The 22638-nt window shown below is 41.2% G+C and carries 33 protein-coding genes, 1 tRNA gene and 1 pseudogene; 2 read left to right on the top strand and 33 right to left on the bottom strand.

Annotated elements, in window-relative coordinates:
* The 17 genes from P3L37_RS08420 to P3L37_RS08340 all read right to left on the bottom strand — a co-directional run bounded on the left by P3L37_RS08420 (position 1) and on the right by P3L37_RS08340 (position 13364).
* Positions 1-3354, bottom strand: a complete 3354-nt coding sequence (locus P3L37_RS08420; RefSeq protein ID WP_272667365.1) for a phage tail tape measure protein — start codon at positions 3352-3354, stop codon at positions 1-3.
* 230 nt (positions 3355-3584) lie between these two features.
* Entirely contained in the window at positions 3585-3932 is a 348-nt protein-coding gene (locus P3L37_RS08415; protein WP_140170606.1) for a phage tail protein, read from the bottom strand.
* Positions 3932-4396 carry a phage tail protein gene (locus tag P3L37_RS08410; protein WP_140170607.1) on the bottom strand — a complete coding sequence of 155 codons (465 nt, stop codon included), beginning with the start codon at positions 4394-4396 and terminating at the stop codon, positions 3932-3934. Before P3L37_RS08410 ends, P3L37_RS08415 begins: the two co-directional genes overlap by 1 nt.
* 26 nt (positions 4397-4422) lie before the next feature.
* Entirely contained in the window at positions 4423-4827 is a 405-nt protein-coding gene (locus P3L37_RS08405) for an HK97-gp10 family putative phage morphogenesis protein (protein ID WP_264967606.1), read from the bottom strand.
* Positions 4824-5213, bottom strand: coding sequence for a hypothetical protein (locus tag P3L37_RS08400; RefSeq protein WP_272667364.1), 390 nt, complete (start codon positions 5211-5213; stop codon positions 4824-4826). Before P3L37_RS08400 ends, P3L37_RS08405 begins: the two co-directional genes overlap by 4 nt.
* On the bottom strand, positions 5200-5526 hold the full coding sequence (locus tag P3L37_RS08395; protein WP_272667363.1) for a phage head closure protein: 327 nt from the start codon (positions 5524-5526) through the stop codon (positions 5200-5202). Before P3L37_RS08395 ends, P3L37_RS08400 begins: the two co-directional genes overlap by 14 nt.
* A complete protein-coding gene (locus P3L37_RS08390) occupies positions 5526-5831 on the bottom strand; it encodes a head-tail connector protein (RefSeq protein ID WP_272518324.1) in 306 nt (101 codons plus the stop codon). The genes P3L37_RS08395 and P3L37_RS08390 overlap by 1 nt, the downstream gene beginning before the upstream one ends.
* A 97-nt stretch (positions 5832-5928) precedes the next feature.
* Complete coding sequence (locus P3L37_RS08385; RefSeq protein WP_272667362.1) at positions 5929-7140, bottom strand: phage major capsid protein; 1212 nt, start codon at positions 7138-7140, stop codon at positions 5929-5931.
* Positions 7141-7150: 10 nt separating this feature from the next.
* Positions 7151-7798 (bottom strand): HK97 family phage prohead protease, encoded by a 648-nt coding sequence (locus tag P3L37_RS08380; RefSeq protein WP_196723644.1) that lies wholly within the window; start codon positions 7796-7798, stop codon positions 7151-7153.
* Entirely contained in the window at positions 7776-9005 is a 1230-nt protein-coding gene (locus tag P3L37_RS08375) for a phage portal protein (protein ID WP_272571724.1), read from the bottom strand. The genes P3L37_RS08380 and P3L37_RS08375 overlap by 23 nt, the downstream gene beginning before the upstream one ends.
* Positions 9006-9007: 2 nt before the next feature.
* Positions 9008-9184 carry an ABC transporter ATP-binding protein gene (locus P3L37_RS08370; protein WP_162598872.1) on the bottom strand — a complete coding sequence of 59 codons (177 nt, stop codon included), beginning with the start codon at positions 9182-9184 and terminating at the stop codon, positions 9008-9010.
* Positions 9185-9193: 9 nt separating this feature from the next.
* Positions 9194-10924 (bottom strand): terminase large subunit, encoded by a 1731-nt coding sequence (locus tag P3L37_RS08365; RefSeq protein ID WP_272667361.1) that lies wholly within the window; start codon positions 10922-10924, stop codon positions 9194-9196.
* On the bottom strand, positions 10921-11415 hold the full coding sequence (locus P3L37_RS08360) for a phage terminase small subunit P27 family (RefSeq protein WP_004911637.1): 495 nt from the start codon (positions 11413-11415) through the stop codon (positions 10921-10923). The genes P3L37_RS08365 and P3L37_RS08360 overlap by 4 nt, the downstream gene beginning before the upstream one ends.
* 21 nt (positions 11416-11436) lie before the next feature.
* A complete protein-coding gene (locus P3L37_RS08355) occupies positions 11437-11955 on the bottom strand; it encodes a KilA-N domain-containing protein (protein WP_272667360.1) in 519 nt (172 codons plus the stop codon).
* Between the two features lie 338 nt (positions 11956-12293).
* Positions 12294-12641: an HNH endonuclease gene (locus tag P3L37_RS08350; protein WP_109913118.1), complete on the bottom strand. Its 348-nt coding sequence runs from the start codon at positions 12639-12641 to the stop codon at positions 12294-12296.
* Positions 12583-12882 (bottom strand): hypothetical protein, encoded by a 300-nt coding sequence (locus P3L37_RS08345; RefSeq protein ID WP_238562740.1) that lies wholly within the window; start codon positions 12880-12882, stop codon positions 12583-12585. Before P3L37_RS08345 ends, P3L37_RS08350 begins: the two co-directional genes overlap by 59 nt.
* Positions 12879-13364: a hypothetical protein gene (locus P3L37_RS08340; RefSeq protein ID WP_272577016.1), complete on the bottom strand. Its 486-nt coding sequence runs from the start codon at positions 13362-13364 to the stop codon at positions 12879-12881. Before P3L37_RS08340 ends, P3L37_RS08345 begins: the two co-directional genes overlap by 4 nt.
* Positions 13365-13494: 130 nt before the next feature.
* On the opposite strand from P3L37_RS08340, the gene P3L37_RS08335 reads away from it, so the two are divergent.
* Positions 13495-13728, top strand: a complete 234-nt coding sequence (locus tag P3L37_RS08335; RefSeq protein ID WP_109913318.1) for a DUF1161 domain-containing protein — start codon at positions 13495-13497, stop codon at positions 13726-13728.
* Positions 13729-15122: 1394 nt separating this feature from the next.
* Here P3L37_RS08335 and P3L37_RS08330 read toward each other — a convergent pair.
* From P3L37_RS08330 to P3L37_RS08315, 4 genes are read right to left on the bottom strand one after another with little or no spacing between them, the layout of a single operon-like run.
* The gene (locus P3L37_RS08330) at positions 15123-15503 is read right to left on the bottom strand and encodes a hypothetical protein (RefSeq protein ID WP_272577017.1); all 381 of its coding nucleotides are present in this window, start codon (positions 15501-15503) and stop codon (positions 15123-15125) included.
* Between the two features lie 58 nt (positions 15504-15561).
* Complete coding sequence (locus P3L37_RS08325) at positions 15562-16131, bottom strand: lysozyme (protein WP_115167088.1); 570 nt, start codon at positions 16129-16131, stop codon at positions 15562-15564.
* Positions 16112-16336, bottom strand: coding sequence for a class II holin family protein (locus P3L37_RS08320; protein ID WP_004911666.1), 225 nt, complete (start codon positions 16334-16336; stop codon positions 16112-16114). The genes P3L37_RS08325 and P3L37_RS08320 overlap by 20 nt, the downstream gene beginning before the upstream one ends.
* 59 nt (positions 16337-16395) lie before the next feature.
* A complete protein-coding gene (locus P3L37_RS08315) occupies positions 16396-16605 on the bottom strand; it encodes a hypothetical protein (RefSeq protein WP_115167087.1) in 210 nt (69 codons plus the stop codon).
* A 21-nt stretch (positions 16606-16626) separates the two neighbouring features.
* Between P3L37_RS08315 and P3L37_RS08310 the strand changes: the two genes are divergently transcribed.
* Positions 16627-17187: a hypothetical protein gene (locus P3L37_RS08310; protein ID WP_115167086.1), complete on the top strand. Its 561-nt coding sequence runs from the start codon at positions 16627-16629 to the stop codon at positions 17185-17187.
* 5 nt (positions 17188-17192) lie between these two features.
* On the opposite strand, the gene P3L37_RS08305 is transcribed toward P3L37_RS08310, so the two are convergent.
* The 12 genes and pseudogenes from P3L37_RS08305 to P3L37_RS08250 all read right to left on the bottom strand — a co-directional run bounded on the left by P3L37_RS08305 (position 17193) and on the right by P3L37_RS08250 (position 22635).
* Positions 17193-17462 carry a hypothetical protein gene (locus P3L37_RS08305; RefSeq protein ID WP_109913124.1) on the bottom strand — a complete coding sequence of 90 codons (270 nt, stop codon included), beginning with the start codon at positions 17460-17462 and terminating at the stop codon, positions 17193-17195.
* A gap of 554 nt (positions 17463-18016) precedes the next feature.
* Entirely contained in the window at positions 18017-18427 is a 411-nt protein-coding gene (gene psiE, locus P3L37_RS08300) for a phosphate-starvation-inducible protein PsiE (RefSeq protein WP_109913125.1), read from the bottom strand.
* Positions 18428-18472: 45 nt separating this feature from the next.
* Positions 18473-18550 (bottom strand) — tRNA-Asn (locus tag P3L37_RS08295).
* Positions 18551-18812: 262 nt separating this feature from the next.
* Positions 18813-18935 (bottom strand): annotated as a pseudogene (locus tag P3L37_RS08290) (cold-shock protein); the annotation flags it as partial.
* A gap of 7 nt (positions 18936-18942) precedes the next feature.
* A complete protein-coding gene (gene cspA, locus P3L37_RS08285) occupies positions 18943-19155 on the bottom strand; it encodes an RNA chaperone/antiterminator CspA (protein WP_004911672.1) in 213 nt (70 codons plus the stop codon).
* Positions 19156-19508: 353 nt separating this feature from the next.
* Positions 19509-19946: an antiterminator Q family protein gene (locus P3L37_RS08280; RefSeq protein ID WP_004911675.1), complete on the bottom strand. Its 438-nt coding sequence runs from the start codon at positions 19944-19946 to the stop codon at positions 19509-19511.
* Positions 19947-19977: 31 nt separating this feature from the next.
* Positions 19978-20517 carry a DUF968 domain-containing protein gene (locus P3L37_RS21385; protein WP_109913343.1) on the bottom strand — a complete coding sequence of 180 codons (540 nt, stop codon included), beginning with the start codon at positions 20515-20517 and terminating at the stop codon, positions 19978-19980.
* Positions 20518-20531: 14 nt separating this feature from the next.
* The gene (locus tag P3L37_RS08270; RefSeq protein ID WP_109913342.1) at positions 20532-20909 is read right to left on the bottom strand and encodes a RusA family crossover junction endodeoxyribonuclease; all 378 of its coding nucleotides are present in this window, start codon (positions 20907-20909) and stop codon (positions 20532-20534) included.
* Positions 20906-21232 (bottom strand): hypothetical protein, encoded by a 327-nt coding sequence (locus P3L37_RS08265; RefSeq protein WP_109913341.1) that lies wholly within the window; start codon positions 21230-21232, stop codon positions 20906-20908. The genes P3L37_RS08270 and P3L37_RS08265 overlap by 4 nt, the downstream gene beginning before the upstream one ends.
* Positions 21229-22290 carry a conserved phage C-terminal domain-containing protein gene (locus tag P3L37_RS08260; RefSeq protein WP_109913340.1) on the bottom strand — a complete coding sequence of 354 codons (1062 nt, stop codon included), beginning with the start codon at positions 22288-22290 and terminating at the stop codon, positions 21229-21231. Before P3L37_RS08260 ends, P3L37_RS08265 begins: the two co-directional genes overlap by 4 nt.
* Positions 22287-22469: a DUF4222 domain-containing protein gene (locus tag P3L37_RS08255; protein ID WP_115167084.1), complete on the bottom strand. Its 183-nt coding sequence runs from the start codon at positions 22467-22469 to the stop codon at positions 22287-22289. The genes P3L37_RS08260 and P3L37_RS08255 overlap by 4 nt, the downstream gene beginning before the upstream one ends.
* Entirely contained in the window at positions 22459-22635 is a 177-nt protein-coding gene (locus P3L37_RS08250; protein WP_196723636.1) for a hypothetical protein, read from the bottom strand. The genes P3L37_RS08255 and P3L37_RS08250 overlap by 11 nt, the downstream gene beginning before the upstream one ends.
* Between the last annotated feature and the right edge of the window lie 3 nt (positions 22636-22638).

Below are 22638 nucleotides of genomic sequence, written 5' to 3'. Positions count from 1 at the left end.
TTATCTCCCAAGCGTTTTTCTGATATTTCCATTAGATTGAAAGTCACGCTGAATTCTTGCAATGGCATCATCAGAACCTTGCTTAGCACCTGACTTAGCCGCTTGCTGCATGGCCTCTAGCAATGCCTGATCCCCATTACCTGAAACCTGTATATTTTGATATATTTCAATCTTATTCATTTGGCTATTATCTATGGAATTACTCCCTGTTCTTTTCCCAGCAGCTTTAAATTCACTAGCACCAAAACTAGCATTATTCACTGTTCTCTCTATTCCGTTTCGCCTTATAGATTCAAGGTTTTCCACGCCAATACTTTTGGTTGCCCATGCATCGAATACATATTCTTTGCCATGAACAACCCCAGATATTTCATTAACTCCCTTATCACCGGTATACCCACCACGACTATATCCTTTCCAGCTTGTCGGCATTCCCATCGCGCCTGTTCCTGAAGCGGAACCACTAGCACCAACTGATGCACCTGACGCAGCTCCACCAGCTAATCCTCCCATCAAACCAGTTAAAGCATTCGTTATCATTGCCTGCATTGCAATTCTGACAAGGTCTTGAATAATAGACTGAGCTAAGGACGCTGAAATATCCTGAAGAGATTCCGAAAATGATTTTGAGCCTGTTATCATCCCTGTGAGTGAATTTCCCATTCGCTGCTCAATAGATTCAAATAAATTTATTTGCATCCGTTGCCAATTGCCTTGAGCCGCGTAAAGCTCTTTGCTGGCTTGAAGCTGAGCTTCTTTAGAGCGAGTGCTGGCCGCAGTCATTAATTGTTCATAGCGCTCTTTACTAACAATCCCATTTTGATAAAAAGCTTCGTACAGAGCTCTTTGTTCTTCCAGTTGATTTTTTAACTGAACAACAGGATCTATTTCGCCAAGAATGCTAATATTTGGTAAAGCAATACCCCTCGCTTGCTCTGAAAGTCGATTCTTCGTTGAATCTTGTTCCAAACGCATTTTGGCATGATGATATTCTTTATCCGATAGTAATCGAGCATCCAATAAAGACTTTAATTCCTTATTGGCATCTTGCTCATTTCTGATAAGAGCTCGTGTTGGCGAATATTTCTCAGCCAATTCGGCTCTTTGCTTCATATGGTTTTCGGCGTTAAGGGTTTTTAATCGTTCAAATTCCCCTTGCTTCATTCCTCCAGATTTATAGCTTTCTTGAAGTTTTCTGAGAGTTTCCGTTTCACTTAATGAAATTTTCTCTAGGCTTACAGCATGCTCCGCTTCGATTTGTCGGCGTAACTGCTGATACTGGTTTAACTGTTTTGCACCTGAAGTGCCTTTTGGTGGTAATTCCCTTGTTCCCGTGGAGCCATCACCATCTGGCGCAGTAGATAATATTTGTTTAGGCTTTTCTCCTGACGCTAACCTCTCCCTAGCTTCCTTTGCGTTTTTGAGAGTATTACTTTCAATCTCATAAGCCTTATCAAGATCCTCTAGCTGACTTAAAAGTAAATTTCTTTTTGCAAGTGCCTCTTTTGGATCTTCGTAGAGTGAGCTAAAAACTCTCTTGTTTTGCCTTTCAAGTCTCGCAATTTTTACATCAGAATATGATCCCAACTGACGATTAACAATTGCTCTTTGTTCGGTAATATTTTTAATGCTTTCTTGAAGATCATCAACTTTTACAGCTAGTTTCACTTGAGATAATTTCATCAATTCTGCAGTGGTTTCAACAACTGCATCTTTTAGACTCAGGGCGCTTTGCCGAGCTTCAATTGATTTATTATGGAAATAATATAAGGCAGAACCTGCCAACATGATTGCGCCAACAGGTCCACCCATGGCTGCATACGCCCCCCTGAGTGCAGTTGATGTCCCTGCTAAGGCTCGCTGACTATAAGATAATCTATTTGTCGCTACCTCTAACTCTCTTGTGTACTTTATTTTTTGGTTAGTTGCCTCAATCTCAAGTCGAGCTAATTTATCTCGTTCGCGGCCTCGATTAAGAGTTTGCATATCAAACTCTTTCATTTTTCTATCATGGTCTGTCAACCTTTCCCCTTGAAGGGTAAGGTATTTTAACTGCTCATTAGCATCGGCTATCCCTTTTAAGGCCGTATCTCTCATCTGAACGGACGCTGCCCTTGATGCTTTTTGTATGTCATACCAGGCAGTTGTTTGATCTTGCAGACCTTTAGAAAGCCTACCTCCAAGCAATGGAATAAGCCCGTAGGCTGCAATATCCACCACTGTGTTCAAATTTCCAGCCAGTGCATTTACTGCATCTGTTGTTGTATTGATCCCAGCTCTTAGTGGCCCTGAAGACATCTGACCGACTTTTATTGCTATTCCTTCAAAGGCTGACGACAGGCCTAATAAATCTCCGTTAAGATTATTCGTTCTCTCTTTTGCTTGCTCATAAGCTGTGTCTGTGCCCGTTAATGCCTGAGTTAACTCTTTAACTTTTTTGGCATTTTGAGAAAGGATCATGGCCGTGTTTACATTTTCAAGACCAAACAATTTTGTTAATGCAGTTGTTGAATAATTCTTCTTACCTAAATTTTCTAGCGCGGCACCAAGGCCAACAACTGAGGGTTTGAGGCTTTTGTCAGTACTAGCTTCTAGCTTCAAAATCATGTTTCTCAGCGCAGTTCCCGCATCAGAGCCTTTAACCTCACGCTCCGCAAGCGTCTGGATCGCTGCATTTAATTCTTCGAAGCTCATTTTCGCATTTGCAGCTGATACACCACTTTTCTTAATTGCCTCGGAAGTTTCATTGACTTCGGAAGAACCATATTTAGCACCAGCGGCTAACACATTAATATAACGATCTGTATCTGCAACAGACGCGCCAAACTGGTTTAAAGACAATGCTAATGTCCTTGTTGCATCTGGCAAGGTTGTTCCTGATGCCTGAGCTAAAATTAATGCACTTTTGGTGACATCAATTAACCCTGAGCTTGTTTTCATTAAATCTGGCTTAGCTGAAGCCATTAATTTAATAGCTTCAGCACCTTGCATCGCTGAAAATTGAGTGGTGCGCCCCATCTCCTGTGCAGCTTCATCAAATAGCACCATTTGTTCTTTTGTGGCACCAGTTATTGATGCTAAATCAGATAAAGATTGGCTATATTGGCGGGTTGTATTGATGATTGCGCCTAACGATAAGCCTGTTCCAGAAATAAGTGCCAATTTCCCAGCTACGCTATTTATTGATTTTGATAGCGATGCAAATGATTCTTCTGATTTTTTATTATCAGCACTAACTTTACGTGAAAATCGCTCTGATTCACTGCCTGCATGTCGGTAAGCATCTACTATTTGTGTTCTAAAGCTAACATCATTGAGCAGTAACCCGACTTTCAGATCAGCTAAATTTGACATGTATTACCTCAGCATTTTCATGACGGCCGAGCACTGTTCATCTATTGTTGATGATGATGCAGGCGTTTGAGTTTCTAATGATTTATTGTTTGTTTGAGGGGTCGTTTTGAGCTCGAAATGAGCCTGCCACCCCAATAATGTGGCGGCAGGCAAGGCTAAAACACGATAAGGATCTATTTCGCCTAATTGCTCAGAAAGCTCATAAGCGAAACTTAATAACGGTGTATCCGTTAGTTTTTTTTTGCTTCTTCCAGTGTGCCAACAGAATGACGTTTAACTAATGAAATAGCTTCAATCAGTGAGGCGTTGTCATGGATGTCGAGTAATTCTTTTGCCGTTGGCAACTCATCTTTACTAAGTGCCTTGCCATCATCGCTGACTATGCAAGACAAAATCATTTCGACATTTTTTAATGAGGCTTCTGTGACCTTCCCTTCCATATTTAACTCTGCCGCTTCTTCTTCCAAAGTAAGCAGCTCTGAAGCCGTCATTCGACGGATATTTACATCAACACCAAGGAGTTGAACTTTTTGAACATGAACGCGCGGAGTCAAAAAAGCTGCCTTTAAGTTTTTCATTACTTAGTGCCCCCTGCTGTTGCTGTTCCCCAAACCAAGTTATTTTGCTTTCCTTTTACAGTAACCTGAATAACTTCACTCGCTGGAGCACTGATATCGGCCATTTCCCAACCAGATAATGCCAAAATCATTGTTGCTGTACGCTTGTTGGGTAATTCAATATAAAACTGAACGGTTTTCATACCCTGAGCCGCATTTAGAAATGCAGTGAAGTCTGCATTCTGCGGATCGTCAATAAACCCTAGTGTTTTTTCAGGGCCTTCTGGCATATCTGAAATGAACTGCTTGTTTTTATCAATTAATGTTGTGCAATCAACAAAATTACCTGTTAAACCCGTTGCGCCTATTGCTTTACAATTCACAAGTGGTTTTAAAGCAGCGGGAAGATCACCCACTTCTCCCCATTTAACAACCGTGCCAGCAGGAAGCATGGCGTACTCTGGCGAAGATTTTTGATCTGCCATAATATCTCCTAATTTCAATATGTTAATTATCTAATTCGATACAAGGCGTCTCTAATTTCCATTACAAGAATATTGAGAACGGCTTGTTTGTTGTAATCCAGTGCTGGACGTATGAAAGGGCGCGAAACTTGCTTCACCGTTCCCATTTCTTGAGCTAATGCCTTCATGAAGTGTTTTTTAGAGGGGCCAACAGTAATCAATACTGAATCATTCAGTTTTTTACTTTTTGTTGAACGAATTTTAATACTGTCACGCATATGTTCTGACTGTGCTGTTTCATCGAAACCTGCATGTTGCTTCATATCTTGCAACACTGGTTCCATCGCTTTTTTCCCAGCATCACGCAATATTTTTGTTTTTATTTCCTCCTCAACTCGACTTAATGCCTCACCTAGTTCACGTAACCCAGTTACATTCACTCCAAATTTCATTCAGCCCCCTCTGGATAAGTGATAATAAAATCACGCATCACACGCCAAATAACCCGTTTATCCGTCTGTTCTTCTCGGTTCTGCATAAAATTACCTCGCTGAACTGTTTGAACGGGATAACGTCCAATGTGACCATGAGTGATGTTTTCCCATGCATTGAGCACTACTTTTTCAAGCTTTAAGGCTTTTGAATAGTCATTAGGGATCTGAAAGGTAATTTGAAATCGCGCTTGAACAAGAGATGTTTTAGCTAGGCCGGTTATCATTTTGGGGTCACTTATTTTCTGATAAGTCACCCCCTCAAGCACATTTGAAGGAAGCTCGACAGGGTAAGCGTTCAATCCCGTTAGTCGCTCTAAGTCTGCCTTGATATCAGTTTCTATCATGTCGACTGTCGACCTCCGCTGTAATAATTAAACGGTCTGGCTGGTTTCTATCTAATGCACGTACGGTAAAGTTGCGCTTTTGATAAGTGATCATCCATCCCTCGTCAATATCGCTACGAGGCCGAATGGTGAAATGGTAGGTTTCGATAACTTGTTGCTGATCTGCGGTGCGAATTTTACGGTTAGACATCGCCTCCACTTTGGCCCATACCTCAGTGACTTTTACTAACTCTGTTTTAGGTTCACCAAAATCGTCCCTGATTTCTTCTGGGCGTGATAACGCAATACGTTTATTAAGTTCACCAGCTAACATTACTTAGCCCTCATGGGTGATATTCGATAATCGCTTAACAACTCGTAAAAACCTTGAGGGATTTTTTTTAGTTCCCTCGTGTCATACCAAAAACCAACCGCCAGCATCAATGCCAGCTTTATGACTGGCGTTATTGTTATGCCATTTGGATCATCATCGGGAACGCTGTCATTATGTAACGCTCTATTTAAATAATTAGCTGCTTTTTCTTTAGCGGCTGATAAATAACCCAATAAAATGGCATCTTCATCTTCGGTATCAATACGGCATTGCAGACGTAGCTCCTCTATAGTTGGCAAAGACATTATTCCTCCGTTATATATTATTAAAGTGATGCGACTATCTTCGCATCTAAGAGGTATAAAAAAGGCGGCAACTAAGCCGCCATGGATAACATTGTAATTATTTAGCTGCTGGCGCTTTCAGCAGCTTCACAGCATTGCTATCCGTCATCATTGAACCAACACGCTTAGTGGTATAGAAATGCACAAATGGCTTGTTGGTGTACGGGTCACGCAACATGCGGACGCCAATACGGTCAAGAATGGTGTAACAACGCTTAAAGTTACCAAATGCAACAGGTGCTGAGTCTGCAACAACATCAGAAAACTGCTCATTTTCTGCGATGCCATAACCCAGTAATGCGGAAGGTTGACCTAATTGCAAGCCCGGTTGCCACAAGTAATTACCCTGAGAATCTTTCAGCGTACGAACTTGGAACAAGGTATTGTTGTTCATCATGAACTTAGAGCCCAAGCGGTAAGCTTTACGCATGGTGTAAATCAGCTTCATGATTTCATCAGCGGTAATTTCTGTCGGTTTTTTCAGTAACAGATGCTGCAATTTGCCCCAATCGCGATCTTTATCAGCTTGTTCGTCACTGCCATAGGCTAATAGGCCTTTTGGCTTTTTGATACCATCACCATGAGTGAAAGCCGCCTCTTCTTGCTCAGCAAATTCAATCGTCAGCTCACCCGTAATGAATTGCTCAACATTAAAGAACGCATCATCAAGCATAACTTGTGTTGCTGCGGGATTTCCGTAAATTTCCCCCCACACTGGCTCAATAGAGGCAAGTTTTGAGGTTGCAGTTTCAGGGCGTTTATCCACCTCACCAACCCAACCACTATTTGTACCACCTTGATTCACCAAGCGTTTAAAGTGAGGCGTACCCACTGTAATAACATTACACTCCTGACGCATAACCACTTCATCGCGCAGAGCAGTAATGATGCTGCGATCTAATTCTTCTGGCACTGCGAAGCCACCGTCTGGATCAGAGCCCGTTTGCATAGCCTTACGCTCTAAATCAGCAAGACCATCTTCTTTCCCTTTACGAACAAACTGTTCAAAGGCGGCTTTGTGTTCAGTCACCTCTTTTGTCGCGCTTACACTACCATCAGGGCGCTTAATTTCAGCCAGTTCAGCTTCTAAGCTGGTTTTTAATTCATCCAGCTCCGATAACTTGCCGTTTAACGTGTCAACTTGGCCCGCAAGTTTACTTTTTTCTGCTTCAATCGCATCGATGCGCTTGTCATTTTTTTGGGTGAACTCTTCGAATTTACCTTTAAGTTCCTGCGCAACTTCACTAACGTCTTTATGATCTACAGCCATAATAGTACCTTTATTTATCAAAAATGGATTTCAATGTGTTGATAGCCTCTTGCTCAGCATCACGCAGAGAAAGTGCATCGTAGCCTTTAGCCATAAAGGCCTTAGCTTGTGTTCGCGAAAGCCCAACATCGCGCAGGACTCGCTCAATACTTTTTTGTGTGGGTAATTCGCCTCGAGCAAATGCCGACTTCACATCACTGACTCTGGCTTCATCATTTGAGGGAAATGTCACTAAACTGACCTCCCACAAATCGATTTCCTTCAATAGAAAGGCATCTTTATTGCGGTCATACTCCCAATCTTTGAGGATGTATCCAATAGAAAGGCCGGATAGTGATCCGGCCTTCATGTGTGCATGCGCGCGCTTAGATAAGGGGTCGTCATCAATGAGCAATCGCCCTTTGACATAGAGCCCCGTGCTGTCTTCCCGCATTTCGGTATAAATACCAATCGGCTCAGACATTTTGTGCTGCCAAAGCATGGCGGGTAATGACTCTTTTTCTTTCCACTGATTCAGTGAGTTAAGAAAAGCACCCGGCATCACAATATCCGCATAACTATCTTTCACGCCGAAAACTGAGCCATAGCCTTCAAACTCTCCCGAGTCGGTGACTGACTTAATTTTTAGTGGTACATCAAGCCGTTGTTTTGTCATTATCGACATGCGTTTCCCCCTCCTGTTTTGAGGATTCTGGCTTTGTGGTCATGTTCATTGGTGTGAGGTAAATATCACCACCCTCACGTGGGTTTAGCTCTTCCAATTCACGACACTCATTTGGCGAATAAATCCCCCAGTTGATACCCGTTGCATAAGATTCAAATCGCGACTTCATATCACCACGTAGCAGTGCGCCTGTATTAAATTTGGCATAAAAAACACCCTGCTTACTTGATTTAACAAGCCCAGCATTAATGCGCTGTTCGATACGTGTAAGATAAGGAACTAAAGAGTAATTGATAAACCCGATCCCAAGGTTTTCAATATTATTGAACGTGGCCCTATCCGTATTTTGGACCATATGAAGCGGTACACGGAAGATACGACAGATTTCTTCAAGCTGAAATTTTCTCGTTTCAAGAAATTGTGCATCTTCAGCAGACAAACTAATTTGCTGCCACTTCAATCCCATTTCTAGGATCATAGGTTTATGAGCATTAACTAATCCCTGATGTCTGCCCGCAAAATCTTCCCTTAACCGTTCATAAGCATCATCCTTTAAATATTGGTCTGTTTGTAAAACACCACTGGTTACAGCACCATTACCAAACAATCTCGCGCCATGCTCTTCAGTCGCCAAGCCAAGGCCAACAGCTTGTTTTGCATAAGCGATAGGGCTGAGTCCGGTTAATCCATCTAGTGTGAAAATGCGTACATGCCAAATTTCAGACTGTGTTAATGTTTCACTCTTACCATTTGGAAATGTGACGTTATATTCTGGCTCCCAATTACTGTTTAATTTTGGGGTAACTGAACCGGGGTTAAGAGGGAGTAATTCAACCACTTCGCCTAGCGCGTAGACCTTGTAAGCATAAAAATTACCCCGTAAACACAAGCAAGCGATCAGCAACTCCCAAAACTCTTGAGATGTCATATAGTTATTTGGTTTTACTGATATTAGCTTATGGACTCTTTCTCGTATTGCCCGCTGATTTCCTTTTTCTAGCTGCTCATATAAGGAACACGGCAACATCCCAACAGATTCCGCTAAAACTCGAACACAACTAAATACCGCGGTTAATTGCATCGCTAACTGCGGACTTACCCGTCTACCTGAATAGGTATCATAAGAAAGCCCAATTAACTCGCTGAGTTCATGTGAAGTCATCCCCTCATTCGATTTCCGAAATAGACCAGGAAAAAACATAGTTACTCCTTATCATCTTTCGGTTGGCTCATGGATTTTGAAACCAGATATGACCAAAACAAACATAATCCACCCGCTGTTATATACCCCGCCGCGGGGTAAACTTGCCAAGCACCAAACGATAGTAAACAGGCACCAGCAATCCCAACCAATAAGGCTGTAATTGTTAAAAATTTCATTGAGTTTCCTTAGAGGGATCTTAAACCTCTTGACGATAAAACAGATGAGAGCGTTTCTTCCTGTTCGTTCAGCATAGCCCGACCAACAGCCATAATAAGTGCTACAGCCCCGTCAATTTTATTTTCATTTTGCTCTTTTATAGGTCTAACGACATCATCGTTACCCGGTAAATATTTACCCACCACATTACCCATACACCATGTCATGATTGGGTTGCCGTCATGATGAAAGCGCCCCGAAGCAATCGCAGCTTCAAGCTCTTTCATCGGGTCAGACATATTCGTGTAGTTTTGAACAATGGTGATAGGGTTTAATCCCTCATCAGCCAGTTGGTGAGATAAATTTGTTGCGCCGTGAGGGTCAATCGGGCTTTCATCAATCGGGTTATTCAAGTTATCTGCCTTGGCATCTTCTAAAATAACGCGATAATCAATTTCGGCACCGTCTGTTAACTTCAGATGCTTAGTTTCAACCCACTTTCTAAAGCGTTCTGCAGTACGTTGATTCTCAATATCTGAGCTAAAAACAGCGTCATAAGGCACATAAAAGCTCGGAGAGATACAGTAATAATGCCGCTTACCGTCAATTTCACGAGTAAATAACTTAACCCGTGAGTTCATATCCAATTTTCTGGCCAGATCGAGTGCCTGAACACAAGATTGCCCTTCAAACATTTCTAATGTCAGGGTTTTATCTTCACACTCGCGCCAGCTCAACATATTGAAATACGCTGAGCGTGCTGAAACCCAGATATTTAAATGCTTTGTTTTGAAGATGCTGGCAAGTCGAGGGTTATTTTTTGCTCTGTTTTGCTGACTAATTAAAAACTCACTGTAGACTGAAACCCCCATATTCGGGTTGGCTTTCTTCAGCGTGTTAGGATCTGTCCAATCGTCGCCATCATCTACAGTATAAATGACACCAAACAATTCATCATTCGGTACCGTACCATTCAACATTTCAATCACTTCGCGGCGCTTGTCGTAACAAGGCCCCTCAATGTTATAACCTGCTGTAGTGATAGCCCACATCAACGGCTGTCGCCTTGCCCCCATCCCCGTTAACATCGTTGTATAGAGCGAATCCGTATCATGTTCGTGATACTCATCGACAATAGCGCAATGTGGCGATTGACCATCCCCCGGATCACCTATGAGCGGCTCAAACCTCGCACCATCTTCAGGACGGTTCATGTTCTTGGCGTTCACTTCAATACCAAATGCTTCTGTGAGTAACGGTGTTCGCTTGCACATCAATTTTGCAGGCCTGAATACTTCCCACGCTTGCTTTTCGGTTGTTGCACCTGAATAAACCTCAGCACCAAATTCGTTATCACACGTAAAACAGTATAATGCGACACCTGCAGAAATAGCCGATTTCCCATTTTTACGGGGGATCTCAGTATAAACCTCACGGAAACGCCTGAGTTTTGTGCCCTTTTGCACCCAGCCAAACGCACAACAAACAATAAAAAGTTGCCACGGTTCGAGTGTAATAGGCATGCGCTTAAACGCCCACTCCCCCTTTGTGTGGGGTAATAACTGAATGAATTTAGCGGCTTGTTCTGCCAAGTCTTTATCAAATCGATAGCGGAATTTACGCCCTTTCTCTTGGGCCATATCATCAATGTGTCGTTGGCAAGCATCAATGACATACTGACACGCTACAACCTTGCCGCGAACCACATCACGCGCATATTGATTTGCCGCATTGACGTTTGGGTAAGATTTACGGCTCATGATGAAATAATCCTCATAAAGGGGTTATCTTGTTTCTTTTGCCCTGCCATGCCAATTAACCGCTGGCGACTGCTCGGATCTAAACCCAACATTGCGCCAGTACGATCCATTTCGCTTTCCTGCTCTTTTTTTGTCGTTAAGTCAGGGTTTTTTATTGGGCCACCCGTCGCACCTATTAAGCGAGTTCCATCTCGCATGATGGCAATAACTGCATTGCGCCAAATATGGTAAGCAACACACCAGCGCTCAAGCACAGCAAGGTCGGTAATGCATAAAATACCCTGTCCGCAGAGTTCTTTTATCGTCAGATCCCACATAACAATGGCTAGCTCTAATTCGTTCTCAGTGAACCAATCAGGTGGTGCCACACCTTTTAGTGGCGTGAATACTGGTTCATCTTTATTTAATGCACGTTTCCCCGGATTGCCGGCCAATTCTTTTCTGGCCGTAGGCTTCGGGCGACGACCAGATTTGCCCGGAGTGCCAGCCATAATAGAACCTCCAATAAAGCATTAATAATCATCAATGCCCGGTAAATAGATTTGTGCTTCAGAAACAATTCGCTCTCTTGCTGCAAGTAACAACTGCTTACGCCCACCAGATCCCCAATTAGCCATCGTTCTCGCACAACCACTGACATTTTTAGTTTCAGTGTTAATGATGTAATCCAATTTATTCAATCTCGATAACACATCGAGGCCTTTACGAGCGGCATCACGGAAAGTGTTATAAACCAAAATTTCAAATTCGGGTTTTAGCCAAGCGGCATATCGAATAACAACAAGCTCTAAAGCCCAAGTACCTTGATTTAATCCGCCTTTTATTACTTTGACCGATGCACTTTTTGTTGCATCGCTCAAAGCTTGAACAAATCGTTTCACTTGGCGGCTTTTTAGAAAGACACCAGGCCGCTGTGATTCTGTTGCTTTTCCGTCAGCAACTGCCGCGACATGCAAATCATTGAGGTTATAACGCCCCTCACTATCAACTCTAACTGATACTCCATTGATACTTACTTTGAGGTGATTCATGGTGTGGATCCTTATAGAAAATCGAACCTGTTCACACAGAAATACCGCCCACAGAAACACCATTACGGGATTTCTCAGGCTCGACTTTCTGTAAGGCTCTGTGGTTTTTAATTTGTGCGCTGTGAATGCGCAGATACAAAAAGCCCCGCAATTGCGAGGCCAGTGATTTTCGATACATAAATTAGGCTAAACAGTCAGCCAGTTTTAATTTCATTTTTCGCGGTTATAAAAATTCACTTGAAGCGGCAGTCCTAAAGGGTGAGAGGGGTAGAGATTTTACCCGCCCCTCCCCATAGATGATAATTATCATCATTAATATAAATATTCATATATAACATCTACTTGCGTAATCTCTCTGTTGCTGTCTTCCTTTTATGGCAAGGCCAGCAGAGTGATTGCAAGTTACCATCATCATCAGTACCACCATGTGCTTTAGGTATGATGTGGTCGACAGTCTTGGCTTCTACAGCCCGAGGTAAGCAGTTTTGACAAAGATATTTATCACGCTGAAGGATTCGAGGTCGTATCTTATCCCACTTAGAACCGTAACCTCGCTCATGTCGGCTCTTGCCGGGCTGGTGGCTCTCCCACCCTGTACTCATATGTTCTTGGCAGTAACCACTACGGTCAGTCGTTGTCTTGGTACATCCGCGCTTTCGGCAAGCACGAGGGATACGTGGCGGCATCGGTAACTCCTACAGTCGCTTGTTGTGGTGCGGCATTCAGCAATCTATCAACCATCATCTGCTGCTCTTTGATATCAGAATCAATAGTTGCTCTTTGCTTTTCCACTTCAGGTGGTAACTCTTTATCACCAAACATTGTGATAGCCGTCTTTATTAAATGAAGAGCAATGAGTTTGAGCACCTCATTGAATCCCTTCGATTCACTGTTGCAAACCGATTGTCTTGGCTGTGAGTTGCTCATAATTGCCATCCAGACTTAGCTGATTGAATATCGGCATGAACTCGCTCTAGGGAAGCTGCAAATGCTCTATCTGAATCAGCCATGGTCTGTTGTATTGATTCCATGGATGACTGTAGTAAGCTAAATTTAGTTTCCAACCCTTTGATTCTGCGCTGTTCGTCTGTTTCTGTTTTAGTTGTAGCCGTTAAAAATCCGCCTTCAGCGCCCTCCTTTGCTGCCTGTCGCATAGCATTATCTATTGCTATGCCTTTTATCTTTAATCTCGGAATGGGTGCCGGTGTTATATAAGAGCTATCAATAAATACCTGACCGTTTGTAATAAAGAACTTATCAGCGCTAAATCCAACACTTGTTGGCTCCTTCAGCCCAGTGCTAACGATCAATCCTTCAATGCGTTTTAATTGTACTTCCAACTTATCTAAGTCAGTGCTATCGACTGATATCTTTATAGATAGGGTGGCTATTTCTTTTTTATCTGACATGTCTGTCTCCATAAATGAAAAAGCCACCAGTGATTAGCTGATGGCTATGAATATTTTATTTAAGTATACTCACATCGCTTCACAATAAATTTCTTTACTTACTTTTTTCAAATCAATTAAGGGTATCAAAATGCAAAGAAAAATAATTGTTGCCGCACTCGTAGCGTTCGTTGCTCCAGTGATTGCAAATGCTTCATGCGACAGTGTTGTTGAAGAGATTACACAAAAGATTATTAATAATGGTGTGCCTGAAGAGGGTTTTACCATTACTGTCGTTTCCAATGAAGAAGCTGCATCACAGCAAGGTACTGTTGTTGGTAACTGTTCAAATGAAACACAGCAAATTATTTATACAAAAAAATAATTGCTGCTACGCAGAGGGCTTTATTCAAAGCCCTCTCACTTTTTATTCGAGTTGTAGAACGCCGTGTTCGATTGAACCTGAATAAGCCACTAGACCTTCATAAACAACATTATCACCATCAAAGGCTTTGCCCACTTCAATAGTATAAGACCGTTACCCTTCCTCCCGCGCAAACTCATGAAGAGACTTGATTTGTTCTGGTATTAATACGATTTTGCTCATCAATAAATACTCCGATTTGGATTAAGCAATAAGTAGTGATAATATCCTGCCGCTGGTTAAGGATGACTGGTCCTACAACAATAATGATAAAGATGCATTTCCATTAGATATGCCCTTCTATAGAGGGGCTTTTTTTTATTTGCATACGCGTTTTTCAATATTCTTTTCCGTATTTCGTAACAATTTATACATAGATTATTTAACCTATGTTGGTACCATTCGCACACCCATTTGACATTTGGGTATTCATAAACAAAAAATTGGTTCTATTAATCGAATATTTCGCCCCACGCCAACGAGGGGCTTTTTTTTTTATTCTTTCGGAATGCTTTTATCCAACTCTTCACGGAATTGAGATGGTTTATCGAAGTCTTGTGTTGCCATGTTATTTCTCCATTAAAAAGCCCCGCAATTGCTAGGCTGACATATTTAGTTAAGATTTTTTACACTTATTCATCAGTCAATGTATTAATCTTAAAAATAGACATATATAACAATAAACCTACTAGGCAGTGTATATAGTTAGCCCATATTCCACTAGGCGGTGGTATGGGCTATTTTTTTACCCTTTTCCCTTCAATTTTCCGTGCTGCTTTCCTACATAATAAAACCACCAATAACTAGTTGATAGCTATTAATATTTAACTTATGTACAACTAGTTGCAATTAACCAAGTAAAGAGTGCTAATTATGAATGAATATCACATGACAGGGATTGTAATTGAATTTATGTTAATCATGTGCACATACTATTGCTTCAAAGATATAAAAGAAGCATCCCCATCGGGAGCAGCATTTAGAACGCTAATTGGTGTCGTTCTTTTTCTTGCCTCAGCATATGGTTCAATGCTACTTTTTATTACTCTTATTATTTGACCTCAATAACTCATGTTGTTTTATTGTCTAAAATATCCACTTATAGAGATAAATCAGACCTTCAATTACTCCCCATCCAAGCGCTGCGCATACGAAACCAAGTAAAAGGAATGCTCTTGATCCAGGTAAGTTATTAAACATAATTACCACCTTGTTATTTACTATGCCTAGCCGCTTCAATCTCTCTAATGGCCTTTTTGTCTAAATTACATTGCTCGATAACTGTTAGTAGTGACTCATTTATCAATAGAGAGTCACCCCAAGGAAATGTCTCAGGAATGTACTCAGGTAAACAATCATTGAGTAGATGAGCTGGAATGGGCACTGATGGCGTTTGAACGTATTCTATTCGCGTGGTTGTGCAGCTCGACAGTAGCATCACGAGGAGCATCAATAGCAGCACACTTATCACCCACAATAACAGTTTTGATAATAGTTTTAACCGCTTCAGAAGCCACTGCTGACGCGTCGCGTTTCCTAAGGTTATTTCGTGAGATTTCATTGAATGTTACCGATAGTTCTAAAACCGTGGACAATATGAATTGACTTGCTACCGCTTCATTTTCTAATCGCTCAATATCTTTTTTTACTAGAACATTGCTGTCATAAAGCATTGTGGCCCACCAGCTCACAGCAAGTAGCACCAAAAATAACCAAGTGGAACTATCTATTTTCATAAGTTCACCTACCTGCCCTTATAGTGGTCGATAGCTTTTTGGCACCGCTTTTCTAAGCTTATTTTGTCAGTACCACAGGTATCGTCTCTGAGTACATATACGCCAGTTGCCAAGTAGATAGGGAATCCGATAATGAAAGCGGATATGCATAAGCGAACTCGCCAAGGCATACGGCTTTTTCTACTTCTCGTCTTGTCATTAACCCTTTCCATTTGACGCCTCCAGCATATATCCAGCGTTTAAGTTCATTACATGCGCCAGCTTGATCACCAGCGTTAAGCTTTTTAAGTAACGTAGAACGCGAAAAAGCCCCTACCCCTACGTTATAAGTGAAAGAGTAAAGTGCAGCCCTTGTGTAATCAGGGATATTGACCTTAATTAAGGGGTTCACTGCTTTAGCGACAATTGCCAAGTCTTTTTCTAACAGCGCATCACACTCGGCTTTTGTGTAGGTTTTTGTGGGGATAATGTCGGGGCCCGTGTGCCCATAACATACGGTAAGAACTCCCACTACATCACGGTAAGGCTTGGACTCATACCCTTCAAACTCTGCAATCATCGCAACAGTTAAGGTCATCAGCCCACCAGCTGCAGCGGCCATTTTTATTTTATTTGGTATCTTTGGCATGAGCCGCCTCCTTGCGCTTATCTTCTTTTCGTTTGAAATATAAATTTGTCAAAAATGTAGCCACACCTAAAAGTAGGCTTCCCAACACCCCAATTGCTGCCCACTGCTCAGATGAGAAACCATCTAACAATTGTTTTAGCCAATAGAATGTTGAACCCGTAGAGGCAGCATAGGAGGCGCCAGTTGTTAATTTGTCCATACGCATATACCACCCCCTACGGAGTGCCCGAAATTTAGTTAATAGAAAGCCACCAGCAATAGCAGCTAGATTTTATTTGTTGTTTTAGTAGATTGATTTGAGTTTTGTGGATTAGAGCGAGAATCAACAAAGCTTACATGAGTTGGAATAACAGATTGTTTACCTATGGAGCCTTCAAGATGCCCATTTTTATCATAGCTCGCCATTCCACCATTAAAGGTTAACGAAACGCCCGTGTCTGATATATTAATCATCATAATATTTTTAAGGTCCACGCTTCCTCCTAAGGAACTGATATGAACAAGCAGATATTTATAGACAAAGTTAATGAAATTGGCGTCAATAAACTATTGATGCAAGCCATTCGAACAGAAGATGATATTGGTGCGGTTTTGCGCGTTCACTTATTAAGTGAACAACTGGCTGAAGCTTGGATTTGCGCAGCTTGTGATGCCGATAATTTCTTCGGAGAAGGTAATTATTCAGTAAGAATTAATTGCAGCGATAAATTTAAGTTAGCTCGAAATTTAGGTGTTCCAGATGAATTATATAGCAGCCTTAAAATGATTAACTCACTAAGAAATAATTTAGCACATGGAAGTGGGCATAATTTAGTTTCTGACGAATCAATAAATAAACTCGTTAATTTATTAAAAGGGTTTCAATTGGAAAACCAGTCAGATAAATGGAACATAGACGCCCCCTTGCTTGTAAGAGACCAGGATGGATTGGCTGTTAATGAGTATTCAATTAACGATAAGAATACACCAAACAGGGTGAAACTATTCATCTGTTTTGCATTTTTAATGTCTAGGCTTGCATTCTATCTTGGAATAGAAGCGCTAGAGTTAGAATAAGACGGTCACAAAGCTATTGAATGAAAACGACTAATCCCATCTGAGCACACTTCAAGCGAACCGCCCTTATCTTTAACGCGGCAGACAACTTGAGTAGATTTAGTATGGTCAATTGATTCTGACTCAGAGCCGAACAACTCAATAAAGGCATTCTTAACATCCCGAGCCAATCTCTCCATTGGCTCTTTTTCCATATGAGATCTATCCATAATTAATCGAGATAAACAATTAGCAGCAACCAATTGAATATCAGCGGGTAAGTCTTCAAATTTCATAACTACCTCTCTTAAATAGAAAAAGGCCACGCAATGCGCAGCCCTTGAGTAATTATCAACTACTGAATTAATAACCTCTTTTATATATTTGTCGGTCTATTTGCACTTTCTGGCTAGCTTTAATGCTGTTTAACGTACTCTCAGCATAGGGATCATCTTTAGGTTTTTCCTTGCTGATATCCTGTCCAGAAGATGTGCAAGCAGAAAGTATTACCGCAAAAACTAATATAAACGGCCTCATGTCATACCTCATAATCATATTTATGTTAGGTTTTAGACCTGTCGAGGCTTGTAAGTTCAGTTAAGTAACTAAACTAAATCTAAACGTTAATAACATTAGAAGTATTGTGGAGGCATACGCTGAGAGTGTATGCGTTCAGGTTCCCATGGCGTGTGTGCTTCTATCCTGATAAGTACAGATAACTCATGCGAGTTAGCCAATCAGCCTTGGCATTCTCCACAATGAAAACCCTACTCGCTTTAATGCCGCTATGTGAAAGATAGAAGCTGGCAAATAGAGTTGTCATTATAAAGGCACTTGCTAAAAGGTATTCTTATTCATTCGGCTTTAATCTTTCGGAGTTTGCAAAGTATAATGCGATAACTAATATCAGTATGGTGACCGAATATATGATAAACAACTGAGGACTGTTGTGCTCAACAACAATAAGCCGAATTACCGCAGTGATCGCAATATAGATAAAATATTGTAATGGAAAATGATAATCAGACTGAAAATACTTGATAATCAATGCAATAAATTCAAAATATAAAAAATAAATGATAAGACCATCAATTAGGGAGTAAATTGAAGTTGAATTGCTAACCGCAAATAAAAGTGCGGCCAATACTATAGTTTCTTTGATTAAAAAGATAATTAATATAACTGCAAGTAGAAGCAATGCAGCGCTACTAATCCATTGCAATACTCTACTAATTAGCTTTGATTGACTCAATCCAGACATCCCCCCCCCCCTCATGATCTTAACCTTTAAACATAGTTAGTGGAGTGGTCCGCCATCGAGGCATCGAACCTCGACTCTTAGCCTTAATAAGGCTAAATACTCTTCCAGTTGAGTTAATGGCGGAGAAGGCTTATTTAAGCCAGTTTAGTATTGCAAAAGCCATTAAGGACATAATAGCTATAAACATAATATTCTGGGTATAACTAATTATTCGGTCGTAAATAACAAGCCAATTCATAGTTTACTCCTTGGGGTGTTTCTCTTAAAAATCTGCATCTACTTTTCAAATAAAATGTTGCAAATACGAAACGTTAAAAAAATACACCCTTATATATAATAAAACCTCGACATTGCGAGGTTTAAAATACTAGATAGCGCGAGCATTCATTATATTTTTACAAAATATACATGTGGCGCCATGTGGATTGCTAACCGAAATATCAAACTGCGATGTCCGATACTGGGATCCGTTACAACATGGGCACTTGTAATAGAAGCGAATTTTTATAATGTTTTTAAAGCGCCACTACGTTAGCTGCTGCTGGGCCTTTTGCGCCAGTCTCTAATGAGAAGCTTACTTTTTGCCCATCATATAAAGTTTTAAAATCATCACTTTGGATAGCTGAAAAATGCACAAAAACATCTTTGCTTCCGTCTTCAGGAGAGATAAAACCAAAACCTTTAGATTCGTTAAACCATTTTACTAAACCAATCATTGAATTAGACATAGAATTTCCTTTAATTTTTAAGTTTGCCATAAGGCATAGGTAAGGTTTGTTTTTTATTTTTACTTATGGGAATTAATTAGAAGGAATTCGCAATGAAGAGGTATCTTAGATAACGCTAAATGGTGAACAACTTTAAACTGACTAGCATAAATAGGCCTGTACTTCCAAACCGATGAATCCATTAAGCCACACATCCTAAGCGATAGCAAATTTTATTTTCTAGCTTACTTTATAACTACACATGTAACTCTGACCAATCATAACAGCAAGTCTTATGTTTGTTTCAGACATAAAAAAAACCCCGCATTGCGAGGTTTCATTCTATAAGTTCGATTACAACGTATTTACTCTTATCACAATAGCATCGAATTTGCGTAGCGCACTAATACTTTTTTACTATCTATCACTTTTACTTTATTAATAACATCAGAATCCATTTCTAGGGCTACACCCAACATAGCCAGACAGCCATCAACAAAGCCCTCAGCGACTTGCATCATTTGCCGAATTCGCCCTTCGCTCATTTTCCATTCCTTGGCAATACTGCGCTTAGATACACCGTAAAGGTAATGCAATACTATCAAATTTAATTCTTCTTCTTTTCGAACTTGTCTCAGCTTAGCTATAACACTGTCGATGGTTATTCCATCGTCATCGCTGCATGATTCCCTTGACGGCTCTTTATTTACGATTAAACCTTTAAAACCTGCTGCAATATGAGAATAATCAACCCCCGGATTATCACTCGCCCAACCAGCCCATTTTTGTAAAACTAACTGAATATCTCTCATGCAAAAAGTCTCCTGCGTTCCGCATAACGCATTAACCAAAAACACCCAGTGACGCAGAACGGTCTAGGAATCGAAATAACAAAACCAACTGGCTTCCGTGCTCGCGCTCCCACTCATTTGGATCTTTATGCAACTCGCTGTGGTGAATGCGACATAATGGAATAGTGAACAAATCATGGGCCTTAGTGCCCATTCCGCCCTGACCATGACCGATTAGGTGATGTGCATCGTGCGCGATAGAGTTACAAACACAACATGGCTGTGATTTAACCCACTGCAGGTAGTTATCATTAATCCAGCGCTGTAATTTTGGCTTTAACATCAAGCTAGCTGGTGGTTCGGGTTCGACGGTTAAATTTAACACAGGTTTTGATACCCGCTCACCACTCGCTATGTCGTTGAGGTATTGATCAGAAAGAGAGATAAGGCCCGATGCTTTGTGCTTTAGCTCTTGTGGCAAAGTCATCAGTAGCATTCTGCCGTTGAATGTATGCATATGTGCACCAGGCTTAAATATTATGGCTCCAATTTCTGGTACCAGTATTGGTGTTAATATCCATTGGTAACTCATTCTATTCCCCACATTTACGCAACCTTACTTGCGCTTTCATGCATACTGATTGTTATTTCAAAGCGCCCACCCTTGACTACTTCACACCACTCCATTTCAACTCGCTTAACTTGGCCGTCATCCTTCCAAATGTTGGCATGCGTTAATGCGTCGAATGGTGCTTTTAAATAGTTATCTATGTCCCGCTTGTGGTTTGTTGGCGGGTACATTTTTACTTTTACTGTAACGGGCTCTGTTATCGCTATCGGTTTACGCCTTAATTGCTCATAAATGGCGACAATCGCACTGCCACGAAATTTACGGCCTTTCTCGCTAATTAGCGTTCTGCCATTCACATTACGCCAACATGCATTAACACTTGGTGGAAATGGCAATACAAGTAATATGCTCATGCTCTTACCCCTGCCAATAATGCATCAAACTGTTGAACTAAAGCGGACAAAGCTGTCTCAGCAACAATCCCATTTGAACTCGCTGAAGTATCATGAGAACGAAACTTCCCATCCCTTAGCATTTTTTCACAATCATCAGATACGTGATAAAGACCATCTTTGCCTTGATACACCAAGCCATAGTTGATTAGAGATTTGATGATAGTTGTCGCCCCAGAGTGCTTTTTCATATTAAACTCATTGAACAAATCATCACGACTAAACGGTCGGCCTTTGAAGTGAGTTGTGAACTCGATATACCGACGTTTCTGTGAAGAAATCATACTGTCATCTCCTTTGCTGCTTGTTCTGCTGCTTGCTGCCAAATGCCTTTCCATGCAGCACGGCCCGCAAATTCATTAAGTCGACCTAAGCCGCTTTTGCTGGCCATTTCTTTGGCAATTTCTTGGAGCCTATTAGCTGGCTTCCAGCCCGTTGAGAAAATTTGAGTGAATACAGTGTCACGTTCAACAGTGTCGATACTCATAGCCGCCTCACCCGGCTTTAGCCATTTACCGTTGGCGCATTTAGGGCGACCAGCCTCATTCCATTTCTGAGCCTTTTCGAAGTACTCCATACAGTTTTCAGGGCTAAATAATGTTTTTGGCCGCAGGTAATCACACATTTTTGAGTCATTTAGCCACTTGGCTGTGATGTAGTCAGTTACCAGAATTAAATCATCCGAGGTATAGTTTTCAGATAGACGGGCTCTGATGTGGCCCATAGTGGTTTTCCCATCCCGATAACTTGAATTCGTGACTTTATTGAAATGTTCTAAAACAATTTGCGCTTGGTCTGGCTCAGCATGAGCCGGACAAAAAGAGTTACTCTCTGTTGTAATCTCTTGAGTATTCTCTGTAGTACTCTCTGTAAGATCAGGGCAATTTGCCCCGTTCGATGGGGTCATTTTGATATTATTCGAACGCTTCATTTTGCGCTTATCGATATGGTCATTTTGACCTGTTCGAATGCGCTCGGCTGAACTATTCGATGGGTTCAATTTGACCTCATCGGATAACAACACATGTTCATAATTTATAGAGTAATAATTAGTACGGTCATGAGTTCGTTTATTGATTTGCTCAATATTTAAGACACCCAACTTTTTTAAATTGTTAAATGCACGCTTAATTGTGGATTCAGAAAAATATGGGAATTGTTCACGCCATTCTTCAATAGTGTTATAAATCCAGCGGTGCCCCTCATGGTCAACGCCCGACGAGGTTTCAGATAGCCAATACTGAACTTGCTGAAGCAATAAAGCCTCATTCAAGCCCAAGCGTACCGCTAGTTCAGGTATAACAATTTGTGGGCGTGTTTTAAGTAGTAATAAGCTGCTCATTCCATCACCCTTGTGAATTCGGCTTTAAATTTGTACAAAGGGGCAAAGCATTCATGTTCATAACCGTCACGCATGAATATGACCCACTGTTTGATTCGGTCATAACGTATGACGCGAACACGAATACCGCGCTTATCCAGATAAATGCGATTGAGATTATTGGCGTCTTCATTGGACATGCTCCCCTCTCCCGCAACTTGCATTAAAATCATCTACCAACCACTCAACAAACTTGTAGTTGGTCTCCTGCCGCCCTTCTGGTACCTTTAGTTCATAGACAAAACGACCATCACGGATAGAAACTCTCACTTGCGTTCTACCGCGTAAATTCGTTACACTGCTCATGCT

It is taken from the genome of Providencia sp. PROV114 (assembly GCF_032704305.1).
Lineage (GTDB): Bacteria > Pseudomonadota > Gammaproteobacteria > Enterobacterales > Enterobacteriaceae > Providencia > Providencia rettgeri.
The sequence above is the reverse complement of the archived record's forward strand: the minus strand, read 5'-3'. Positions and strand labels throughout refer to the sequence as shown.

Coding starts and splice junctions, on each gene's coding strand:
- P3L37_RS08400 (WP_272667364.1), bottom strand. CDS start 5,213: ATGATAGAAACTGATATCAAGGCAGACTTAGAGCGACTAACGGGATTG.
- psiE (WP_109913125.1), bottom strand. CDS start 18,427: ATGTCTGGATTGAGTCAATCAAAGCTAATTAGTAGAGTATTGCAATGG.
- P3L37_RS08265 (WP_109913341.1), bottom strand. CDS start 21,232: ATGATTTCTTCACAGAAACGTCGGTATATCGAGTTCACAACTCACTTC.
- P3L37_RS08385 (WP_272667362.1), bottom strand. CDS start 7,140: ATGGCTGTAGATCATAAAGACGTTAGTGAAGTTGCGCAGGAACTTAAA.
- P3L37_RS08310 (WP_115167086.1), top strand. CDS start 16,627: ATGAACAAGCAGATATTTATAGACAAAGTTAATGAAATTGGCGTCAAT.
- P3L37_RS08305 (WP_109913124.1), bottom strand. CDS start 17,462: ATGAAATTTGAAGACTTACCCGCTGATATTCAATTGGTTGCTGCTAAT.
- P3L37_RS08390 (WP_272518324.1), bottom strand. CDS start 5,831: ATGTCTTTGCCAACTATAGAGGAGCTACGTCTGCAATGCCGTATTGAT.
- P3L37_RS08255 (WP_115167084.1), bottom strand. CDS start 22,469: ATGTCCAATGAAGACGCCAATAATCTCAATCGCATTTATCTGGATAAG.
- P3L37_RS08320 (WP_004911666.1), bottom strand. CDS start 16,336: ATGCGTATGGACAAATTAACAACTGGCGCCTCCTATGCTGCCTCTACG.
- P3L37_RS08420 (WP_272667365.1), bottom strand. CDS start 3,354: ATGTCAAATTTAGCTGATCTGAAAGTCGGGTTACTGCTCAATGATGTT.
- P3L37_RS08365 (WP_272667361.1), bottom strand. CDS start 10,924: ATGAGCCGTAAATCTTACCCAAACGTCAATGCGGCAAATCAATATGCG.
- cspA (WP_004911672.1), bottom strand. CDS start 19,155: ATGTCTAATTCAATGATTGGTTTAGTAAAATGGTTTAACGAATCTAAA.
- P3L37_RS21385 (WP_109913343.1), bottom strand. CDS start 20,517: ATGAGTTACCAATGGATATTAACACCAATACTGGTACCAGAAATTGGA.
- P3L37_RS08360 (WP_004911637.1), bottom strand. CDS start 11,415: ATGGCTGGCACTCCGGGCAAATCTGGTCGTCGCCCGAAGCCTACGGCC.
- P3L37_RS08405 (WP_264967606.1), bottom strand. CDS start 4,827: ATGAAATTTGGAGTGAATGTAACTGGGTTACGTGAACTAGGTGAGGCA.
- P3L37_RS08370 (WP_162598872.1), bottom strand. CDS start 9,184: ATGAAATTTTTAACAATTACAGCCTTATTGGTTGGGATTGCTGGTGCC.
- P3L37_RS08395 (WP_272667363.1), bottom strand. CDS start 5,526: ATGTTAGCTGGTGAACTTAATAAACGTATTGCGTTATCACGCCCAGAA.
- P3L37_RS08270 (WP_109913342.1), bottom strand. CDS start 20,909: ATGAGCATATTACTTGTATTGCCATTTCCACCAAGTGTTAATGCATGT.
- P3L37_RS08250 (WP_196723636.1), bottom strand. CDS start 22,635: ATGAGCAGTGTAACGAATTTACGCGGTAGAACGCAAGTGAGAGTTTCT.
- P3L37_RS08325 (WP_115167088.1), bottom strand. CDS start 16,131: ATGCCAAAGATACCAAATAAAATAAAAATGGCCGCTGCAGCTGGTGGG.
- P3L37_RS08330 (WP_272577017.1), bottom strand. CDS start 15,503: ATGAAAATAGATAGTTCCACTTGGTTATTTTTGGTGCTACTTGCTGTG.
- P3L37_RS08410 (WP_140170607.1), bottom strand. CDS start 4,396: ATGGCAGATCAAAAATCTTCGCCAGAGTACGCCATGCTTCCTGCTGGC.
- P3L37_RS08280 (WP_004911675.1), bottom strand. CDS start 19,946: ATGAGAGATATTCAGTTAGTTTTACAAAAATGGGCTGGTTGGGCGAGT.
- P3L37_RS08415 (WP_140170606.1), bottom strand. CDS start 3,932: ATGAAAAACTTAAAGGCAGCTTTTTTGACTCCGCGCGTTCATGTTCAA.
- P3L37_RS08355 (WP_272667360.1), bottom strand. CDS start 11,955: ATGAATCACCTCAAAGTAAGTATCAATGGAGTATCAGTTAGAGTTGAT.
- P3L37_RS08340 (WP_272577016.1), bottom strand. CDS start 13,364: ATGTCAGATAAAAAAGAAATAGCCACCCTATCTATAAAGATATCAGTC.
- P3L37_RS08335 (WP_109913318.1), top strand. CDS start 13,495: ATGCAAAGAAAAATAATTGTTGCCGCACTCGTAGCGTTCGTTGCTCCA.
- P3L37_RS08345 (WP_238562740.1), bottom strand. CDS start 12,882: ATGAGCAACTCACAGCCAAGACAATCGGTTTGCAACAGTGAATCGAAG.
- P3L37_RS08350 (WP_109913118.1), bottom strand. CDS start 12,641: ATGCCGCCACGTATCCCTCGTGCTTGCCGAAAGCGCGGATGTACCAAG.
- P3L37_RS08375 (WP_272571724.1), bottom strand. CDS start 9,005: ATGTTTTTTCCTGGTCTATTTCGGAAATCGAATGAGGGGATGACTTCA.
- P3L37_RS08260 (WP_109913340.1), bottom strand. CDS start 22,290: ATGAGCAGCTTATTACTACTTAAAACACGCCCACAAATTGTTATACCT.